Here is a 16,487-nt window from a genome sequence, read left to right on the forward strand (position 1 = left end):
CCTTGAAGCCGTTTCTATCGATCGTGAGGGCGGTCTGATCGAACAGGGGTGCCTGGTCGGGTGGTCTTGGCAGACAGGACGCATGAAAGCAGGGCCTCCTGAGTAGCTCGTGGTTGTCGAAGCCGGGAGCGGTCCAGGAGGCCCTGTTGTCGCAGTTGTACGTGGTGTCGCCGTTCGAGTTCAACTCGGCGCTTCGGGTGTGCGATTGCCTCGCTCACCAGTTCGGGAACGCTGCTGACCGGCCCGGCCGGGAGAGGGCCTACCCCTCGGACATGACGGACGCGGAGTGGGCGGCGGTACGCGAGTCGTTGCCGGTGCCGGCCTGGCTGGAAGGGCGGGGGGCAGCCTGAGGGCTACTGCCACCGTCAGATGATCGACGCGGTCCGCTACGTCGTCGACAACGGCATCAAGTGGCGGTCCATGCCCGTCGACTTCCCCGCCTGGGACCGGGTCTACGCATTCTTCCGCCGGTGGCGCGACCACGGCCTGGTCAAGGAGTTCCACGACCGGCTGTGCGGACGAGTCCGCATCGCGGAGGGCCGCCAGGCAGAACCGACCGCGGGAATCATCGATTCGCAGTCGGTGAAGGCCGCCGCGTCGGTGCCGACGGCCTCACGCGGGTACGACGGCGGCAAGAAGATCAACGGAAGGAAACGGCACGTGATCGTGGACTGTCTCGGCCTGCTGCTGATGGTGCTGGTGACTGCCGCCGACGTCACCGACCGCCAGGCCGCCCGCGCTCTGCTGCCCCGGCTGCGCGAGCAGTTTGCCAAGATCTCTCTGGTGTGGGCCGACGGCGGCTACACCGGCTGCCTCGTCGACTGGGCGAAAGAGAAACTCCTGCTCACCCTGCAGATCGTCAAGCGGAGCGACGACATGAAGGGGTTCGTGGTGCTGCCGAGACGGTGGGTGGTGGAACGAAGCCTGGGATGGCTGATGCGTTCACGGCGCCTGGCCCGCGACTACGAGACGCGGCCCGACAGCAGCGAAGCGTTCATCTGGTAGTCGGCGTCCATGCTCATGAGCCGCCGCCTTACCCGCCGTGCCCGCCAGCCCCAGACGCGGCAGGAAGGGTCCCGATGGGCTGCCGCGGCATGAACCGGCCCGACGGCGACACAGCCAACCACCCTCGCTCGACCAGGCGCTTCGCCTTGCACCGCACTCCCTCGATCTTCGCCGGCACCAGTTCCAGCCCAAGCCGGTGCGTCAGTTCCTTCGCCGACAAGCCCTCCTCGCCGGCCCCCGTGTCGGACTCCAGCACCTCCATGATCTGCCGGTAATCCGGCGCAAGCGCCTCCCCACTCATTCCCCCGTGCCGACGCGGCACCTGCGATCCCGCGACCGGGACCGCCTTCACCGCCGCCACGGACGAAACATCCTGCGGGCCGGGGACGAGCATGCCAGCGGCCTCAGCGGGAGCGGACAGGGCCTCGGCCAGTTCCGCCCGCGCGATCACCCGGCGCTCCAGCACCGTCTCGGCCTCACCGAGCTCGGCCACGATCCGCTCCGCTTCCGCCCGCAATTCCTCCACCCGCACCCGGGCAGCAGTCTCCCGCTCCTCCAGCAAGCCCATGACCGATGCCACCGGCCGCCTCCACGTCATCCAGGACGAACAGAACGGCTCATCCCTGCCTCGACCACACGGAGACCATGCCTGAACAGCGGAAACTCAACTATCGCGACCGGTAAGACAACGGCTTCTCAGGTGTCCTGGTCAGTGGCGTGGGAGCTGCTGGTGGCGGGCGTCAGTGAGGACTGGGTGCCGGAGGTTGGGTGTGGAGGTGGTGGGTGAGGGTGTCGCCGAGAGCGGGGGTGGGGGCACCGGTGTGGGGGATGCCGAGCTGTGCGGCGAGGGTGGTGAGGTGGAGGCGGGTGGTGGCTTCGAGGAGTTGGGCGTAGGTGTCGGTGGTGGTGCGGGTGCGTCGCCAGCCGGTGAGAGCGATGGCTGCGGACAGGGGGAGGGCCGGCCACCACCACAGGGTGAGGGGGAGGTAGAGGAGGGCCCAGGCGGTGAGGGTGGTGGCTTTGGTGAGGGTGGTGCGGGCGGTGGTCAGGTCGTTGCGCGTGGGTTCGGGCAGGACGGTCCACAGGTAGGGCCAGACGATCGGCAGGTGGAGGTGCAAGTCGCGGTCCAGGCGCACGGTGACGGCGTGGAGGCGGTCGCCGCTCCAGGTCGGCCGGTCGGGTTTCTCCGGCCCGATGCGGAACCACTTCCGGTAAGCGGCGTACCGCTCGTCTCGGACGACGGTGAGTTCAGCCTCGGTCGGGGGATGTTGAGCATCGTCGGCGACCACGCGCGCTTCAGCAGCGGCGAGGAGTTGGTGATAGCTCGTGTGAGCGGTGGTCCACGCCTGGCGCCGTCGGTTGGTCCGCTGCTCGGCGATGGTGCGTAGGGGGCGTGGCCAGGTCTGCCAGTCGCCGGCGAGGGCGAGGCGTTCCACTACGGAGGTGAGGGCTTGGGCGGCCAGGCCGGCGGCAGCGGCACCGGCGAGGGTGGCGGCGAGCAGGACGATCTGTCCGCCGGTGGTGGTCGCGGTGGGGTTCTTCGTCCGGGTAGTGACGACGGTGGTGAGCCGGTGCAGGTCCAGGGCGTGGCCCCAGCCCAGGGTGTGGGCGGTGGTGGCGGCGGCGAGATAGAAGGCGCCGGGCAGGACGAGCAGGGTGAGCCACCGTTCGGCGAGTTTGCCGGTGAGCCCGGACCAGAACCCGCTCACCTCGCCGGCCAGGGTGTGATCACAGGATCGTCCGCTTCAGTTCCCGGCCGGTGATCGTGCAGGCCAGGGGGAATACGGTGGACTGGTCGGGGTGTCGTCCCGCGCACCTGCCGATCGGGCACAGGTAGAGCGGCTCGAACGGAGCGCCGCCGGGGATGCCGGGCAGATGAAGGCTCCGCTGTGCGGATGCTTGCCACACGCCCAGCGGGTCGCCCGCGGCTTGGACCGCTTGGTGGAGTGCCTGCAGGAGGTCCCGCAGTTCACCCTGGTCGGGGCGCTGAGCAGCGGTGGCAGCGTCGGTGAGGCCGTGTAGCTCGGGTGGGTCGCCGCCGGTGCCCCGGTCCGGGGTCAGAAGGCGGCGCAGATAGTCCAGCCGCCGGCATACGTAGGCCAGCGCTTGGTCGGTGTGGTCGTCGGGCTGGTGGGTGGCTGCGCCCATCGCTCTCCCCCCTTTTTTTGTGCTGTCGGCGGTCGGTGTCGTGCTGATCTCCCCAGGGAGGAACCGGCGAACCAGGGGCCGGGTCAGGTCAGCGAGCAGTGGCGACGATATCGGCAGAACGTGCTTCGCACCTCACGATGCTGGCAATAACCTCAATTCAACGGGGACACGCACGGGTTGGGGGGACGGGTGGATGATCGCGAGGCACTCCTGGCAGCGGTGCAGGTACGCCTGCAGCACGCTGAGGACAGTCAAGATTTTTCGCGGCTGCTTGAACCGGCTGCTCTGGCTGAGGCCGAACGCCTCGCCCGGCTCCTCGACGACCAGGACATCGAAGCCCGTTACATCCTGGGCTGGCTGCACTGGTACCGCTACCTGGCATCCGGCGGCCGAGGCCAGGAGGATCCGAACACCGCACTGGCCTTGTTCACCCTCTGCTTCGTCCATGACATCCCCGATGAAGCGCTGCCCGAGCCACTGCTCCCGTATCTCGCCGACGGCGCCGCCGTCACTGCCTTCGCCATGCTTCAAGGGATACTCGGCTCAGCCGAACCCACCGTCATAGACGCCAACATCCGTATGTGGCAGCACATCCTGGCACACACCCCCGCCGACCATCCCGACCGTGACGGACGTCTCGGCAACCTGGGGGGTGCGCTGCGGACCCGGTTCGAGAGGTCCGGCACCGTGGCCGACCTGGACGAGGCCATCACTGTCTACCGCCAGGCCGTGGAGGCCACCCCCACTGACTATCCCGACCGCGCCGCGATGCTCAGCAACCTGGGGAACGCGCTGCGGACCCGGTTCGAGAGGTCCGGCGCCGAAGCGGACCTGGACGCTGCCGTCACTGTCTACCGTCAGGCCGTGGAGGCCACCCCCGCCGACCATCCCGACCACCCCGACCGCGCCGGAAGTCTCAGCGTCCTGGGGGATGTGCTGCATAGACGGTTCGTGCGGTCGGGAGTTGTGGCCGACCTGGACGCTGCCGTCACGGTCTACCGTCAGGCCGTGGAGGCCGCCCCCACCGACCATCCCGACCGCGCCCTGCACCTCAGCAACCTGGGGGGCATGCTGCAAAGGCGGTTCGAGAGGTCGGGCGCCGTGGCCGACCTGGACGAGGCCGTCGCGGTCGGCCGCCAGGCCGTGGCAGCCGTCCCTGCCGACCATCCCGACCGCGCCATGTACCTCAGCAACCTGGGGAACGCGCTGCGGACCCGGTTCGAGAGGTCCGGCGCCGTAGCCGACCTGGACGCGGCCATCGCGGCCGACCGTCAGGCCGTGGCGGCCACCCCCACCGACCACCCCAACCACGGCATTTACCACAATCTGGGGGGCGCGTTGCAAAGGCGGTTCGAGAGGTCGGGCGCCGTGGCCGACCTGGACGAGGCCATCGCGGTCGGCCGCCAGGCCGTGGCAGCCGCCCCCGCCGACTATCCCGACCGCGCCGCGATGCTCAGCAACCTGGGGGGCGCCCTGCGGGCCCGGTTCGTGCGGTCGGGCGCCGTGGCCGACCTGGACGAGGCCGTCGGGGTCGGCCGCCAGGCCGTGGCGGCCGTCCCTGCCGACCATCCCGGCCGCGCCATGTACCTCGGCAACCTGGGGAACGCGCTGCAGGCCCGGTTCGTGCGGTCGGGCGCTGCGGCCGACCTGGACGCGGCCGTCGCGGTCGGCCGCCAGGCCGTGGCGGCCACCCCCGCCGACCATCCCGACCGCGCCATGCACCTCGGCAACCTGGGGGGCACGCTGCAAAGACGGTTCGAGAGGTCGGGCGCCGTGGCCGACCTGGACGCGGCCGTCGCGGTCGGCCGCCAGGCCGTGGAGACCACCCCCGCCGACCATCCCGACCGCGCCATATACCTCAGCAGCCTGGGGAAAGCGCTGCAGGCCCGGTTCGAGAGGTCCGGCGCCGTGGCCGACCTGGACGCGGCCGTCGCGGTCGGCCGCCAGGCCGTGGAGACCACCCCCGCCGACCATCCCGACCGCGCCATGTACCTCGGCAGCCTGGGGAACGCGCTGCGGACCCGGTTCGTGCGGTCGGGCGCCGTGGCCGACCTGGACGAGGCGATCGCGGTCGGCCGCCAGGCTGTGGAGACCACCCCTGCCGACCATCCCGACCGCGCCGGACGTCTCGGCGTCCTGGGGGGTGCGCTGCGGACCCGGTTCGAGAGGTCCGGCGCCGTAGCCGATCTGGACGAGGCTGTGCAGGCGCAGGTGACGGCTGCGGAGGTGGGTTCTGCTGCGCCGTCGGTGCGTATTCTGGCGGGGCGTGCTGCGGGTGGTCTGCTGGCCGCCTCGGATCCGGGGCGCGCTGCCAGGTTGCTGGAGGGTGCGGTGCGGTTGCTGCCGGAGGTGGCGCCGCGGGGACTGGACCGGCCGGATCAGCAGGAGTTGCTCGGCGGGTTGGCGGGGCTGGCCGGGGACGCAGCGGCCTTGGTGCTGGCCGACCTGTCCGTTCCGGCGGACGAACGGGCGGGCCGGGCGCTGGGTTTACTGGAGTCGGGGCGGGCGTTCCTGCTGGCACAGGTGATGGAGACCCGGGGCGATCTCACGGACCTGCGTGCTCTGCATCCGAACCTGGCACAACGATTCACCGAGCTCCGCGATCTGCTCGACCAGCCACCATCCAGCTCGACCTGGTTCGCCAGAGCCGATGCCGGACCAGCCCCCGTTCAGGACCGGCGGGCGCAGGATCGACGGCGAGTGGGGGCCGAGCTGGACGTGCTGCTGGAGCAGATCCGCCGCCTGGAGGGGTTCGCCTCCTTCGCGCTCCCGCCGACCGTAGAGGACTTGCACGGGCAGGCCGGGCAGGGACCAGTAGTGACGTTCAACGTCAGCGCCTACCGCAGCGATGCCCTGCTCCTGACCGAACAGGGCATCACCGCCGTGGCACTTCCCGAACTGACACCAGCAGCAGTCCTCGCCCGCATCAATGCCTTCCATCAGGCCCTGGCCGACAGCAGCGACCCCGATCCCGACGCAGACCGGGGCGCCGCACAGCAGCGGGTACGCGACATCCTGACCTGGCTGTGGGATACGGCCGTCGGCCCAGTCCTAGACACCCTCGGTTGCAGCGGATCTCCCGCTGACGGGCAGGAGTGGCCGCACGTGTGGTGGGCACCCGGCGGTCTGCTCAGCCTCCTGCCCCTGCACGCAGCCGGCCACCACACCTCCCGCCGCGATCCCGGCTACCAGGCCCGGACGGCCTTGGACCGAGTTGTCTCCTCCTACACCCCTACCATCGCCGCCCTCGGCTATGCCCGCCAGCACACCGCACCGCCACCCGCACAGGCTCAGACACTCATCGTCGCGATGCCCTCCACCCCCGGCCTGCCGCACCAAGGCCGACTGCCGGAAGTAGCCCGCGAAGCCACGCGGCTCCAGGCCCGGCTGCCCCACCCGATCCTGCTCACCGAACCCGATACCGACAGCCCGGGGACGGGAGACCAGATCCCGACAAAAACAGCGGTTTTCGCCCGCCTCGCCGAGACCACGATCGCGCACTTCGCCTGCCACGGCTTCAGCCATCCCACCGACCCCTCCCAAAGCCTGCTGCTCCTGCACGACTGGCAGGAGGATCCGCTCACCGTCGCCACTCTCTCCCCGGTCAGCCTCGACCACGCCCGCCTGGCCTACCTGTCGGCCTGCTCCACCACCCTCACCCGCAACCAGCAGCTGCTCGACGAGTCCATCCACCTGACCGCCGCCTTCCAGCTCGCCGGATTCCCCCACGTCATCGGCACCCTCTGGCAGATCAACGACACATACGCCGCCGACATCGCCGACACCTTCTACACCCGCCTCACCGACAGCGAGAAGAACGTCGACACCGACCGGGCCGCGCACGCACTACACACCACCATCCGCGCCCTGCGCGACCAACTGCCCCTCACCCCGTCCCTGTGGGCCGCCCACCTACACGCCGGCGCCTGACACCCACCCCTGCCCCGGGGTTGTGTACGTCTCCTTGTACGCGGTGCTGCAGATAAGTCAGTGCCGCCCTACCGACGAGCGAAGCTGCTGTGGCGATGAGCGCACCTTTGATGAGGCTCCCTGAATCTGGTTGGGTGCGGTTCGTTTCGAGTGACGGTCGCGATCAAGCGGTGAGGGCGTAGTTCTGCTGGTTGGGGTAGAGGCGCTCGTGCTCGCGGGCGGTATGGAAGCGCCAATAGGGGTCGAGGTCTCCGTTTGGCTTTGTAGGTGAGAGTTGTTGTCACCGACGAAGCCACTGGGCCACATGCCTGAGCGGTGATACCGCCAGGGTGGAGAGCGTCCCCTTCTTGCAGGACGGGGTAGCCGAGGGCGAGATCGTGCGGTTCGTGACAGACGCCGACGGCCTTCACTGGGCGAAGGAGCGGGTGGAGGCATCAGGTAACTGCACCATCAGGGTCCTGCCCGTTCCTTCTGGCCCGCTGGGGAGAAGTGCTCAGGCTGTGCACGAGCGGTTGTCGCCGTTCGGCCTGGGCGGTGAGGTCTTCAGCGAGGAGTTCCCGTTGGTCGCCGTCACTGTGCCGGCCGATGCAGACCTTGAGGGGATCAAGGCGTTGCTCGTCCGCGGCCAGGAGGACGGGTGGTGGCACTTCGAAGTTGGCTGTGTCACCGATGCATGGCGCGACGCGTAGGCCAGCCACCCGAGAACGGCCCCGCTGGGGGCGGGGCCGGTGGGTGCTTCGGCGCGTCCGGAAGCTCCAGGGTGTCGGCGGTGCCGTTCGGGCCGATGCGCAGCGCCGTGACCGTCATCGCTTCCTTCCGTCCGTCGGAGAGTTCGCCGTCAGGAGGCCGTCCGACAATGGCGCCCGGTTCAGGTCGGCCAGGTGCGCAGCAGTTTGACGATGCGGGCGGCGGTGCTGCGGGGGTCGTAGAGTTCCTCGGCCAGGGCGCGGAGGTGCTGTTTGTCGGGTTGGACGTCGATGCCGCTGGCCGCGAGGTACATGGCGGTGGCGGCGCAGGCGACGGTGAGGTTGGAGCGCTCCAGCCAGCGGCAGCGCCCCAGGGTGTGGGCCAGGGCGGCGGCGCGGGCGTAGGGGCCGTCGTAGACCGGTGCGTCCAGGAGCTGGGCGCTGTGCCTGGCCACTGCGGCGATGGGGACGCCGAGGTCGTCGGGCTGTGGATCTCCTTGTCCCGCGCGTTCGGCGACTTCGAGGATCCAGGACAGATCGACGTGCAGGTCCATCAGGCGGCCGCGCTCCCGCCGGCGTGCGGTGCGGCCTGGTCCAGTTCCTGCTCCAGGCCGTCCAGGTAGGTGCCGAAGTCGTCGATGATGCGCTGCGCTGCGGCCATGCCACGACCGCGGACGCCGGTGGTGTCCTCGGTGATCAGCCGCTCGACGTACTCGTTGAGGGCGACGCCGCGAGTCCTCGCCGCTTCCCTCGCGGCTTCCAGCGCCTCGGGGGCCAGCCTCAGATTCGTTTGGGTCTTCGCCATACCCACCAAGGTAGCAGGGTGCTACCTCCCGTGGGCTGAGATCGTTCAGGGCAGTCCTGGCACCGGCCCGGGGCTGCGCCAGAGCTCAGGCGCTGCTGTCTGCCCAGTCACCGGCGAGCGCTGCCCGGCGGCGTGGGAAGTCCTCCAGGAGCCGCTCCAGCTTGGTCACGGCGTAGGCGGCTCCGACGTGGCCCCGCTCGGCCAGCACCATGGCGAGTTCGTCCGCCGGCGGCTGCTGGCCCTGGGTGTCGAGGATGTTCTGCCAGGCGGCGTAGGCCCGGAACTCCGGCAGGTAGCGGCGGAGCGTCGACGGACTGACCGCCCCTCCCCCGCGACCGGTGAAGCCGCGCGCCGCGAGGAACTCCGGCAGCTGTTCGCCGTTGGGATCCGTCCCGAAGGCCCGGAGGTATTCCGCCCAGACCTCGTAGTACCGGTCGACCGTGGTCAGCGGCACCCCCGCCGGCCGCTGTGCCGCTGTCCGGGAAACGGCGACGGCCAGGTCCTCAACCTCATCCGGCTTCTCCGCGTCTGCCCGAGGATCGTCGAATCCGCGCCGCACGGGAACGGTGACCCACTGGCGCACGGGCTCGCGCTCGGGAGGGCTCGGCGCCGGGTCGGCAGCAGCAGACGCAGGCCACGTGAGGCGTGCCCGTCGCCACCAGTCGCGTTCTTCTCGCCAATCACCATGACAACGGCCGCGAAGACGAAGCCCGCGAGAATGCCGCAGAACCCGCTCATGGCCTCTGCCGACGCGATGGGGTTCCAGTCGACTGTGCCCTTGTCACACATGTCCGGCGTAAAGCCTTCAGCTATGGTCACGAAGAGTAGCGACATGGCCAACGACGGTGGCAGTGAGGCGAAGCCCATGCCAGGGGACCGGTGGAAACGCCTGGGGCGCACGGAAGCGAACCGGCGCGCACTGCTCGTACCCGCGCTCCCCCTTCGACCTCCTCCCGGTTGGTTGTGCCCTCAGGGCAAGGGCAGGGAGTGGGGGGGCGGAGCTGCTGAAGTTCGCGGTGTCGGTACTGGTAAGCGTGCCCGCTGTAGCGCAACAGCCCTGCGGTGACGGCCCAGTCCAGGAACAGGCCCAGACGCACCGGCAGACGACGGCGCGAACACATCAGGAACACCACATACCGGCGCGAAGCCTGCGCGGCGCCCGCGAGCCCGAGCCCGTACGCGAGCCCACCCACGAGCCCGACCGGGAACCCGAACTCGGACCCGAACTTGAGCCCGAACAGGGCGTCACTACTGATGACAGCCCGGGCTGCGAGACTCGTGCCCGGCTCCCGCGCGAGCTCGCCCGCAAGCCCGAACGCGAGCCCGTACGAGAGCCCGGCCGTGATCCCGGCTGCGCACCCGAACGCGAGCCCGGCTGCAAACCCGAGCCCGAGCCCAACACCGAGCCCGCGCGCAATATCTCTGCGTCCCCGGGAGGTTCTGAACTGGTTCTCAAGATGGTTGAGGCTGGCCTGCCGTTCGGCTAGCTCTCGTGCGATCGCCTGCCGGAGGACAGCCATGTCGCGGCAGGCTTCGATCGGCTCGTTGAGTTACTCGCGGACCTGAGCGTTCACTGTGGGATGCGCGTCACCGCTGTCCGCGCCCAGGCCCGCGAGCAGGCGCAGCCCGTCCTCGGCGGGGCTGCCGGGGGCCGCGGACAGCACCAGCAGCTCCATGCCCGATTCATCCGGTAGTGCGAAGTTCTCCTGGTGCAGTTCCAGCAGTCCGACCAGCGGGTGCCGGTACGCCTTGCGTCCATGTGTGCGGGCGCGCACGTCCGCGCGGGCCCAGAGGCGGCGGAAGCGCTCGCTGCCCATCGCCAGCTCGCCGATGAGCGAGGCCAGGCGGGGGTCCTCGGGGAATTTGCCGACGGCCAGGCGCAGGTGCCCGACCACGTCGAAGGTGCATTTCTCCCAGTCCGCGTAAAGGCCGCGCTCGGCCTCCTCAAGGAAGATGTGCCGGGCGGTGTTCAGGCCCGGCATCGGCCGGCCGTAGAGAAGCCCGGCGAGGCGGTTCCCGGCGAGCACGTCCAGTCGGTGGTCCATGATCAGCACGGGTGCGTCGGCGACCATGTCGAGGACGCGCAGCAACTCCGGCCGGACCCGCCCGCCCGGCGCCTTCGCGCGGCGGCGGCGCTGCCGCGCGAGCCGGTAGAGATGCCCGCGTTCGGTCTCGTCGAGGCCGAGGACTCGGGCGAGCGCGTCGAGAACGTGCTCGGAGGGCTGGGTCGCGCGGCCCTGCTCCAGGCGTACGTAGTAGTCGACGCTGACTCCGGACAGGTGCGCGACCTCTTCGCGGCGCAGCCCTTCGACCCGGCGGCGGCTGTCGGTGGGGATGCCGACGGCCGCGGGGTCGACCCTGGAACGCCGGGTCCGCAGGAAGCCCGCGAGATCGTCCATGCCCCCAGTATGGCCTCGGTGGTGCCCGTGAAGGTGGTCCTGCCGATACCAGGAAGTCCCGTCCGATGGAAGAGGCGCCCCTGAACGCCGGGCGCCGCGGCGCCCAGAATCGAAGGCACCCGATCCGAAGGAATTCCCATGAAGACGCTGATCGTCTACGCCCACCCGGAGCCGAAGTCGCTCAACAGCTCGCTGAAGGACCTCGCGGTGTCCACATTGGAGACCGCCGGGCACGAGGTACGGGTGAGCGATCTGTACGCGATGAACTGGAAGGCGGTCGTGGACGCCGCGGACTACGGCCCCGACGCCTCAAGTCCGCTGAAGGTCGCCCTGGACTCGGGTCGGGCCTTCGACGCCGGGACGCTCACCCCGGACGTCCTCGCCGAGCAGGAGAAGCTGCTGTGGGCCGACACGATCATCTTCCAGTTCCCGCTGTGGTGGTACACGATGCCCGCGATCCTCAAAGGCTGGGTGGACCGGGTGTTCACCTACCACTTCGCGTACGGCGTCGGCGAGCACAGCGACACCAGGTACGGCGAGCGCTTCGGCGAAGGCACCCTCGCGGGCAGGAAGGCACTGCTGTCGGTAACCGCCGGCGGCCCGGAGTCGCATTACGCCGCTCGCGGGATCAACGGCCCCATCGACGATCTGCTGTTCCCGATCCACCACGGCATCCTCTACTACCCGGGCATCGAGGTGCTGCCGCCGTTCGTGCTGTACGGCACCGACCGGATGACCGGCGAGGACTACGCGGACGTCGCCAAGGCCTGGGAGCAGCGCCTGCTCACCCTGGAGTCGACCGAGCCGATCGCGTTCCGGCGGCAGAACTTCGGTGACTACGAGATCCCCTCGCTGCACCTGAAGGAGGCACTGGAGCCCGCGGGCCGCACGGGTTTCGGGCTGCACGTGCGCGGCTGACCGCCGGCGATGGACAGGACGAGCCGGGGCGCGAACCCGAGGAGCAGCCCGAGGGCCGTGGCGGCGGTGAGGGTGAGCGCCACCGGCCAGGGTGTGCGGGCGGAATCCTCGGGCGCGCGGTGCCTGCCGTCGTGGGAGGGGCACTGCCGGAGGGAACGCGGTTCGCGCGTCCGTCGTCCACCCAGCCCGAGAAGTGCAACAGAGGTGTTGCTACAGACCGCAGTTCAGCTGCCCGCCTGAGCTGGGCATTCAAAGTCGACCTCAACAAAGGATGGCGCCTTCAAAACTGCGGCAGAACGGGCAGCTTCCAGGCGATCGCCCAGCGCGGCGCGCGCGTGCCGGAGCCGACGGCCTGTTGGTCGGCCGCCAGGTCGGTTGATGACGATCCCGTCGATGCCGAACGGCAGATCGGCGCGCAGCGCGGCGATCTCGTCGACCCGGGCTCGCACCCCTTCCACCGCAACGGCGGTACGGCCGGGCACCGGGGTGTTCGCCGTGGTGTGCACACCCCCGGCCGGATCGCCGCACTGCGAGATGGCGCTTTCTGAGATGGGATGGATCAAGCGAGGCCCGGTCGGCCCCCGACGCACTGGGCCTCGCACTCGTGACGCGAGGACGGGCCCGGTCAGGGTGCTGAGGTGAGGGCGTCGACCAGGACGCGCAACTGCAGCACGGTGTCCTCGGCTGCGGTGCCGTCGTCCAGGACGACGGCAGCTGGTTCGAGGACATCGATGAGCCGCCCCGACCGTACGGCGGGCGGCGCGTCACGCAGGGCGGCGCGGAACGAGGCGCCACTCCATCGTGCACGGGCCAGGCCCTCAGCAGGGTCGTGTTCTTCCAGCGCGGGCACCCATGCCCGGGTCCGGTAGGCCTCCAGCAGGGCGACGGCATCGTGCCGTAGTGCGTCGGCCAGCGCGGTTGTCGTCACAGGCTGCACAACGATACCGAACAGCACACGGCACGGCCCGGCAGCGGGTGATCGATGCCGTAGACGGACGGTGTGTGCATGACCAGGCGGCGGTCAGGTCGATCCGGCTTCCTCGGCCTGGTCACTGCTGCAGTTCCCGACGGACAGGCAAGGCAGACCGGCCGGGTCCTCGGTATCTGGGTATCGGTGGACCTTTCGCCTCGCCTGCGGCGCACGCCCGTGGTCCGATGAAACAGGGGGTCGGGAAGGAGAGAGCGATGATCCCACCGGCAGGGGAGCGCAAGAGTGGCGCGGGCCCTGTGTTGGTCCGCCCGCTGGGTGCGGCGGACCTGGATCGGGCCGACGAGATCTTCAGGGTCGCCTTCGGGACGTTCCTCGGGGCTCCCGAGCCGAAGACGTTCTTCGGGACCGCCGACTACGTCCGCACTCGCTGGGCGGCCGATCCACAGGCGGCCTTCGCAGCGACGATCGAGGGCGAAGTCGTTGCATCGAACTTCGCCGTCAACTGGGGCAGCGTCGGGTACTTCGGCCCGCTGACCGTACGTCCGGACCTGTGGGACCAGGGCGTCGGCAGGCGCCTCATGGAGCCGGTCATGGACTGCTTCGACACCTGGGAGAACCGCCACCTGGGCCTGTTCACCTTCTCGCACAGTCCGAAGCACCTTGAGCTCTACCGCCGGTACGGTTTCTGGCCCCGATTCCTCACAGCCATCATGAAGAAGCAGGTCGCAGGCAGTGCCGCGGTCCCCGGCCGAGTGCTGTACGGCGAGCTTCCCGCCGCCGAGCGGCTCGACGCCCTGAGCCTCTGTCGCACACTGACCGGGGCCGTGTTCGAGGGCCTGAGCGTGGAACGCGAGATCGTGGCCACGCACGCGCAGGGACTCGGTGACACCATCCTGCTCCAGGGGGCCGGCTCCGAGCTCGATGGCCTGGCCGTCTGCCACTGCGGAGCCGGGTCGGAGGCCGGAGATGACGTGTGCTTCGTCAAATTCGGCGCCGTGCGCCCTGGCCCGGAGGCGGCCGACCGGTTCGAACGACTGCTCACCGCCTGCGAGCGGCTCGCCGCCGAGCGCGGCCTGGGGCAACTGGACGCCGGAATGAACCTGGCCCGCCAGGATGCCTACCGGCGAATGGCCGACCGCGGTTTCCGCACCTGGTTGCAGGGCGTGACCATGCACAGGCCCAACGAACCCGGCTACAGCCACCCCGACGCCTACGTGATCGACGACTGGCGCTGAGACCCCGCCACACTCGGCCCGCGAGGAAGGCCCGGTGCTGCCCGAACCCGTGAACACTCCGCGTCGGCGCCGACGGCCAGACGCCTCCCGGACCAGTGTCGAAGTGCTGTCCCTTCTCATGGACAGAGCCAACAAACGGAGTAACGCCTTGTCACCTCGAGGTGGGCCTTCACCCGGAAGACCCTGATCCGTAGCCGTCGGCGTGAGGTCCGTGCCGGGGCGAGGCGCGGTTCCGTTGGGCAGGGCGTGACGACGACCGCGCTCGCCGAGGCGCTGCACCGGGATGCAGCGCTGCTGGACGGCTACCGGCGGGAACGTGGGTCCCGGACCCGGCTGAACACGAGTTCGCCGAAGGCCTCGCTCGCGGCCGGTGGACCGCGCAGTTCTTCCGCACCGTGCTGCGCGACATCCCGCCCGCCGTTCGGTCCGGCCGGCTGATCGGCGTCCTGTTGCGGGCCGCCGACGTCTTCGACCAGGCCGACGGCGGCGTACCCGCCGAAACCGTGCTCCACCTGCGTGTTTTGGTCGATGCCCTCACCGCTGCGCCGGAGTGACCCGTCTCAGGCGCTATGGCGGAGGGACAGGCTGGCCGGGACGACGGCGTGCTTGCCGAAGCGTTCGTTGAGGCGGTCGACGACCGGCTCCAGGAGCAGTCGGTTCTCGCGGCGGCGATCGAGCGTGATCTGCTGCGGGGCGCCGCCGCTGACGAGTTGGTCGGCTCTGAGGGTGAGCCCTCGTACGCGGGCCCGCTGCAAGGCGAGCGAGTCGAAGACTGCGACGGCGACCTGGCGCAGGTCGGCGGTGTGGGCGGTGGGTTCGCGCAGGGCGCGGGTGCGTTCGATCCGCGAGCCGTCGGAGAACGAGACGCCCAGGGTGAGGGATTTGGCGGCCTGGTGGCGGCGCAGCCGGTCGCCGGCGGCGACGGCCGCGTCCAGCAGCTCGGTGCGCAGCAGGTCGGGATCGAGGGTGTCGCGTCCCAGGAGGCGCTGTTCGGTGACGTGGAAGGCAGGCCCGTCGGGATCACGGCGCGGAGGTCGATGCCGCGGGCGCGTTCATGCAGCATCCGCCCGGCGCGGCCGCCCACGATGCGCTGCACCGTCGCCACGGGAGTCGCGGCGAGGGCGCCGACGGTGTGCAGTCCGTAGCGCGTGAGCGAGGCCGCTTGCCGGGAGCCGACGCCGTACAGCGCCCCGATCGGCAGCGGCTGCAGGAAGGCGGTGACCGCCTCGCGGTGGTCGGGGACCAGGAGGATGCCGTCGGGGCCGGTGTGGGCCGATGCCATGGCCGCCAGCGACCAGGTGCCGGCCGCGCCGATTTGGACGCGGACGCCGATCAGGGCCGCTACCCGCAGCCGGATCCGCTGCGCGAGTCCATACGGCGTGAGGGCGAAGTACCGGACCGCCCCAGCGACATCGGCCACGGCTGCCGCCGGCGGAACCGCCTGGACCACCGGGGTCAGGTCCTCCAGCACAGCCAGCACCTGGCGGTAGGCGTCCTCGCCGGTGCCGACCGGACAGCGCACATGGAGAAGGTGCGCGCCGCGCTCGGCACGCAGTCGCGCGTCCTGGGTCCTGGTGGTGTCCATCCCCCGGGAGTATCGAACAAAAATTCGAACACGCGAGGAGTATACCGACGCACTGGCCGACGCGGCCCGGCTGTGCCTGAGCGCCGTAGCTGGCCCCTGTGGCCAAGTACAGCGCTCAGAACGTCCCAAGGCCTTCACTCAGGGGCGGGCCCCCTTGCCGCGCTGGCCACCCGCCCACGGGCACCGGCTGGGGTACCAGTAGCGTCCGTTCCATGATCGACCTCGATTCCCTCGTACGCCTCTGCCCGCCGCCTGACGAACCGCGGCCCGCAGTGGACTGGGCACAGGCCGAGCGCGCCATGGATACGGGTCTGCCCGCTGACTACAAGCAGCTCGTCGAGACATACGGCGCCGGCATCTTCGACGACACGATTTGGCTACTCGTACCCGACTCCGCCTACAGCGACTGCGACCTGCGCGCGCAGACGACGGAACGGAACGAGGTGTTGGCCGACCTGTGGGAGTTCGAGGCGAAGCCTGCCGGCTTGCTGGAGGCAGGGGCGCGGGTCCTGCCGTGGGCATTCGAGGAGGGCACAGGGGCCTTCCTGTACTGGCTGATTCGGCCCGGCCAGCCACCCGACGAGTGGACCGTGCTCTACAACGAGGGCCGCGGACCCCTGTGGGCGCACCACGACATAGGGTGCCTGGCCTTCCTGCTGGCGGTACTCACGGGAGCGGCGGAAACGGAGTACTTCGGCTACCTCTACGGCGTGCTGAAGCCAACGGAGCACCGCTTTGCGACGGCCGACCAGACCCTCGGAACGTCCCGCCGCTGACGCCGCTGCCGGTCAATGGGGCCTGCTCGTCCGCTACTCAACATGCCGGGCGGAATGGTCCGTCACAGG

Annotated in this window: 15 protein-coding genes and 3 pseudogenes; 7 read left to right on the plus strand and 11 right to left on the minus strand. The window is 70.0% G+C overall.

What is annotated here, in order from left to right:
• The first annotated feature begins 369 nt into the window (after positions 1-369).
• Positions 370-1,005, plus strand: coding sequence for an IS5 family transposase (locus tag OG607_RS00655; protein WP_405717338.1), 636 nt, complete (start codon positions 370-372; stop codon positions 1,003-1,005).
• A gap of 28 nt (positions 1,006-1,033) precedes the next feature.
• Here OG607_RS00655 and OG607_RS00660 read toward each other — a convergent pair whose 3' ends face one another.
• The 3 genes from OG607_RS00660 to OG607_RS00670 all read right to left on the minus strand — a co-directional run bounded on the left by OG607_RS00660 (position 1,034) and on the right by OG607_RS00670 (position 3,153).
• A complete protein-coding gene (locus OG607_RS00660) occupies positions 1,034-1,585 on the minus strand; it encodes a hypothetical protein (RefSeq protein WP_405717341.1) in 552 nt (183 codons plus the stop codon).
• Between the two features lie 160 nt (positions 1,586-1,745).
• Positions 1,746-2,714: a hypothetical protein gene (locus OG607_RS00665; RefSeq protein WP_405717343.1), complete on the minus strand. Its 969-nt coding sequence runs from the start codon at positions 2,712-2,714 to the stop codon at positions 1,746-1,748.
• 19 nt (positions 2,715-2,733) lie between these two features.
• Positions 2,734-3,153, minus strand: a complete 420-nt coding sequence (locus OG607_RS00670; protein ID WP_405717346.1) for a hypothetical protein — start codon at positions 3,151-3,153, stop codon at positions 2,734-2,736.
• A gap of 189 nt (positions 3,154-3,342) precedes the next feature.
• On the opposite strand from OG607_RS00670, the gene OG607_RS00675 reads away from it, so the two are divergent.
• Together OG607_RS00675 and OG607_RS00680 are read left to right on the plus strand one after the other, a co-directional pair.
• Positions 3,343-7,083 carry a tetratricopeptide repeat protein gene (locus OG607_RS00675; RefSeq protein ID WP_405717347.1) on the plus strand — a complete coding sequence of 1,247 codons (3,741 nt, stop codon included), beginning with the start codon at positions 3,343-3,345 and terminating at the stop codon, positions 7,081-7,083.
• A 296-nt stretch (positions 7,084-7,379) separates the two neighbouring features.
• Positions 7,380-7,772, plus strand: a pseudogene (locus OG607_RS00680) (DUF4265 domain-containing protein); the annotation flags it as partial.
• 179 nt (positions 7,773-7,951) lie between these two features.
• On the opposite strand, the gene OG607_RS00685 reads toward OG607_RS00680, so the two are convergent.
• The 4 genes from OG607_RS00685 to OG607_RS00700 form a co-directional block, all read right to left on the minus strand.
• On the minus strand, positions 7,952-8,323 hold the full coding sequence (locus OG607_RS00685) for a fic family toxin-antitoxin system, toxin component (RefSeq protein WP_405717349.1): 372 nt from the start codon (positions 8,321-8,323) through the stop codon (positions 7,952-7,954).
• Entirely contained in the window at positions 8,323-8,574 is a 252-nt protein-coding gene (locus tag OG607_RS00690; protein ID WP_405717352.1) for a hypothetical protein, read from the minus strand. The genes OG607_RS00685 and OG607_RS00690 overlap by 1 nt, the downstream gene beginning before the upstream one ends.
• A gap of 85 nt (positions 8,575-8,659) precedes the next feature.
• On the minus strand, positions 8,660-9,157 hold the full coding sequence (locus OG607_RS00695; protein ID WP_405717354.1) for a hypothetical protein: 498 nt from the start codon (positions 9,155-9,157) through the stop codon (positions 8,660-8,662).
• A gap of 967 nt (positions 9,158-10,124) precedes the next feature.
• Positions 10,125-10,973, minus strand: a complete 849-nt coding sequence (locus OG607_RS00700) for a helix-turn-helix transcriptional regulator (protein WP_405717357.1) — start codon at positions 10,971-10,973, stop codon at positions 10,125-10,127.
• A gap of 138 nt (positions 10,974-11,111) precedes the next feature.
• Here OG607_RS00700 and OG607_RS00705 point away from each other — a divergent pair, with 138 nt between their 5' ends.
• Positions 11,112-11,891 (plus strand): NAD(P)H-dependent oxidoreductase, encoded by a 780-nt coding sequence (locus OG607_RS00705; RefSeq protein WP_405717360.1) that lies wholly within the window; start codon positions 11,112-11,114, stop codon positions 11,889-11,891.
• Between the two features lie 292 nt (positions 11,892-12,183).
• On the opposite strand, the pseudogene OG607_RS00710 reads toward OG607_RS00705, so the two are convergent.
• Positions 12,184-12,400: pseudogene (locus OG607_RS00710) on the minus strand (NAD-dependent DNA ligase LigA); the annotation flags it as partial.
• A 116-nt stretch (positions 12,401-12,516) separates the two neighbouring features.
• Positions 12,517-12,819, minus strand: coding sequence for a hypothetical protein (locus OG607_RS00715; protein WP_405717363.1), 303 nt, complete (start codon positions 12,817-12,819; stop codon positions 12,517-12,519).
• Positions 12,820-13,076: 257 nt separating this feature from the next.
• Between OG607_RS00715 and OG607_RS00720 the strand changes: the two genes are divergently transcribed.
• On the plus strand, positions 13,077-14,057 hold the full coding sequence (locus OG607_RS00720) for a GNAT family N-acetyltransferase (RefSeq protein WP_405717366.1): 981 nt from the start codon (positions 13,077-13,079) through the stop codon (positions 14,055-14,057).
• A gap of 395 nt (positions 14,058-14,452) precedes the next feature.
• On the plus strand, positions 14,453-14,611 hold the full coding sequence (locus OG607_RS00725) for a hypothetical protein (protein ID WP_405737490.1): 159 nt from the start codon (positions 14,453-14,455) through the stop codon (positions 14,609-14,611).
• 6 nt (positions 14,612-14,617) lie between these two features.
• Here OG607_RS00725 and OG607_RS00730 read toward each other — a convergent pair whose 3' ends face one another.
• Together OG607_RS00730 and OG607_RS00735 are read right to left on the minus strand one after the other, a co-directional pair.
• Positions 14,618-15,037, minus strand: coding sequence for a hypothetical protein (locus OG607_RS00730; RefSeq protein WP_405736451.1), 420 nt, complete (start codon positions 15,035-15,037; stop codon positions 14,618-14,620).
• A 113-nt stretch (positions 15,038-15,150) separates the two neighbouring features.
• Positions 15,151-15,642 (minus strand): annotated as a pseudogene (locus OG607_RS00735) (hypothetical protein); the annotation flags it as partial.
• Between the two features lie 212 nt (positions 15,643-15,854).
• Between OG607_RS00735 and OG607_RS00740 the strand changes: the two are divergent.
• Positions 15,855-16,418, plus strand: a complete 564-nt coding sequence (locus tag OG607_RS00740) for a hypothetical protein (protein WP_405717369.1) — start codon at positions 15,855-15,857, stop codon at positions 16,416-16,418.
• The last annotated feature ends 69 nt before the right edge of the window (positions 16,419-16,487 follow it).

The organism is Streptomyces sp. NBC_01537, from assembly GCF_045040445.1.
In the GTDB taxonomy this organism is placed as follows: domain Bacteria; phylum Actinomycetota; class Actinomycetes; order Streptomycetales; family Streptomycetaceae; genus Actinacidiphila.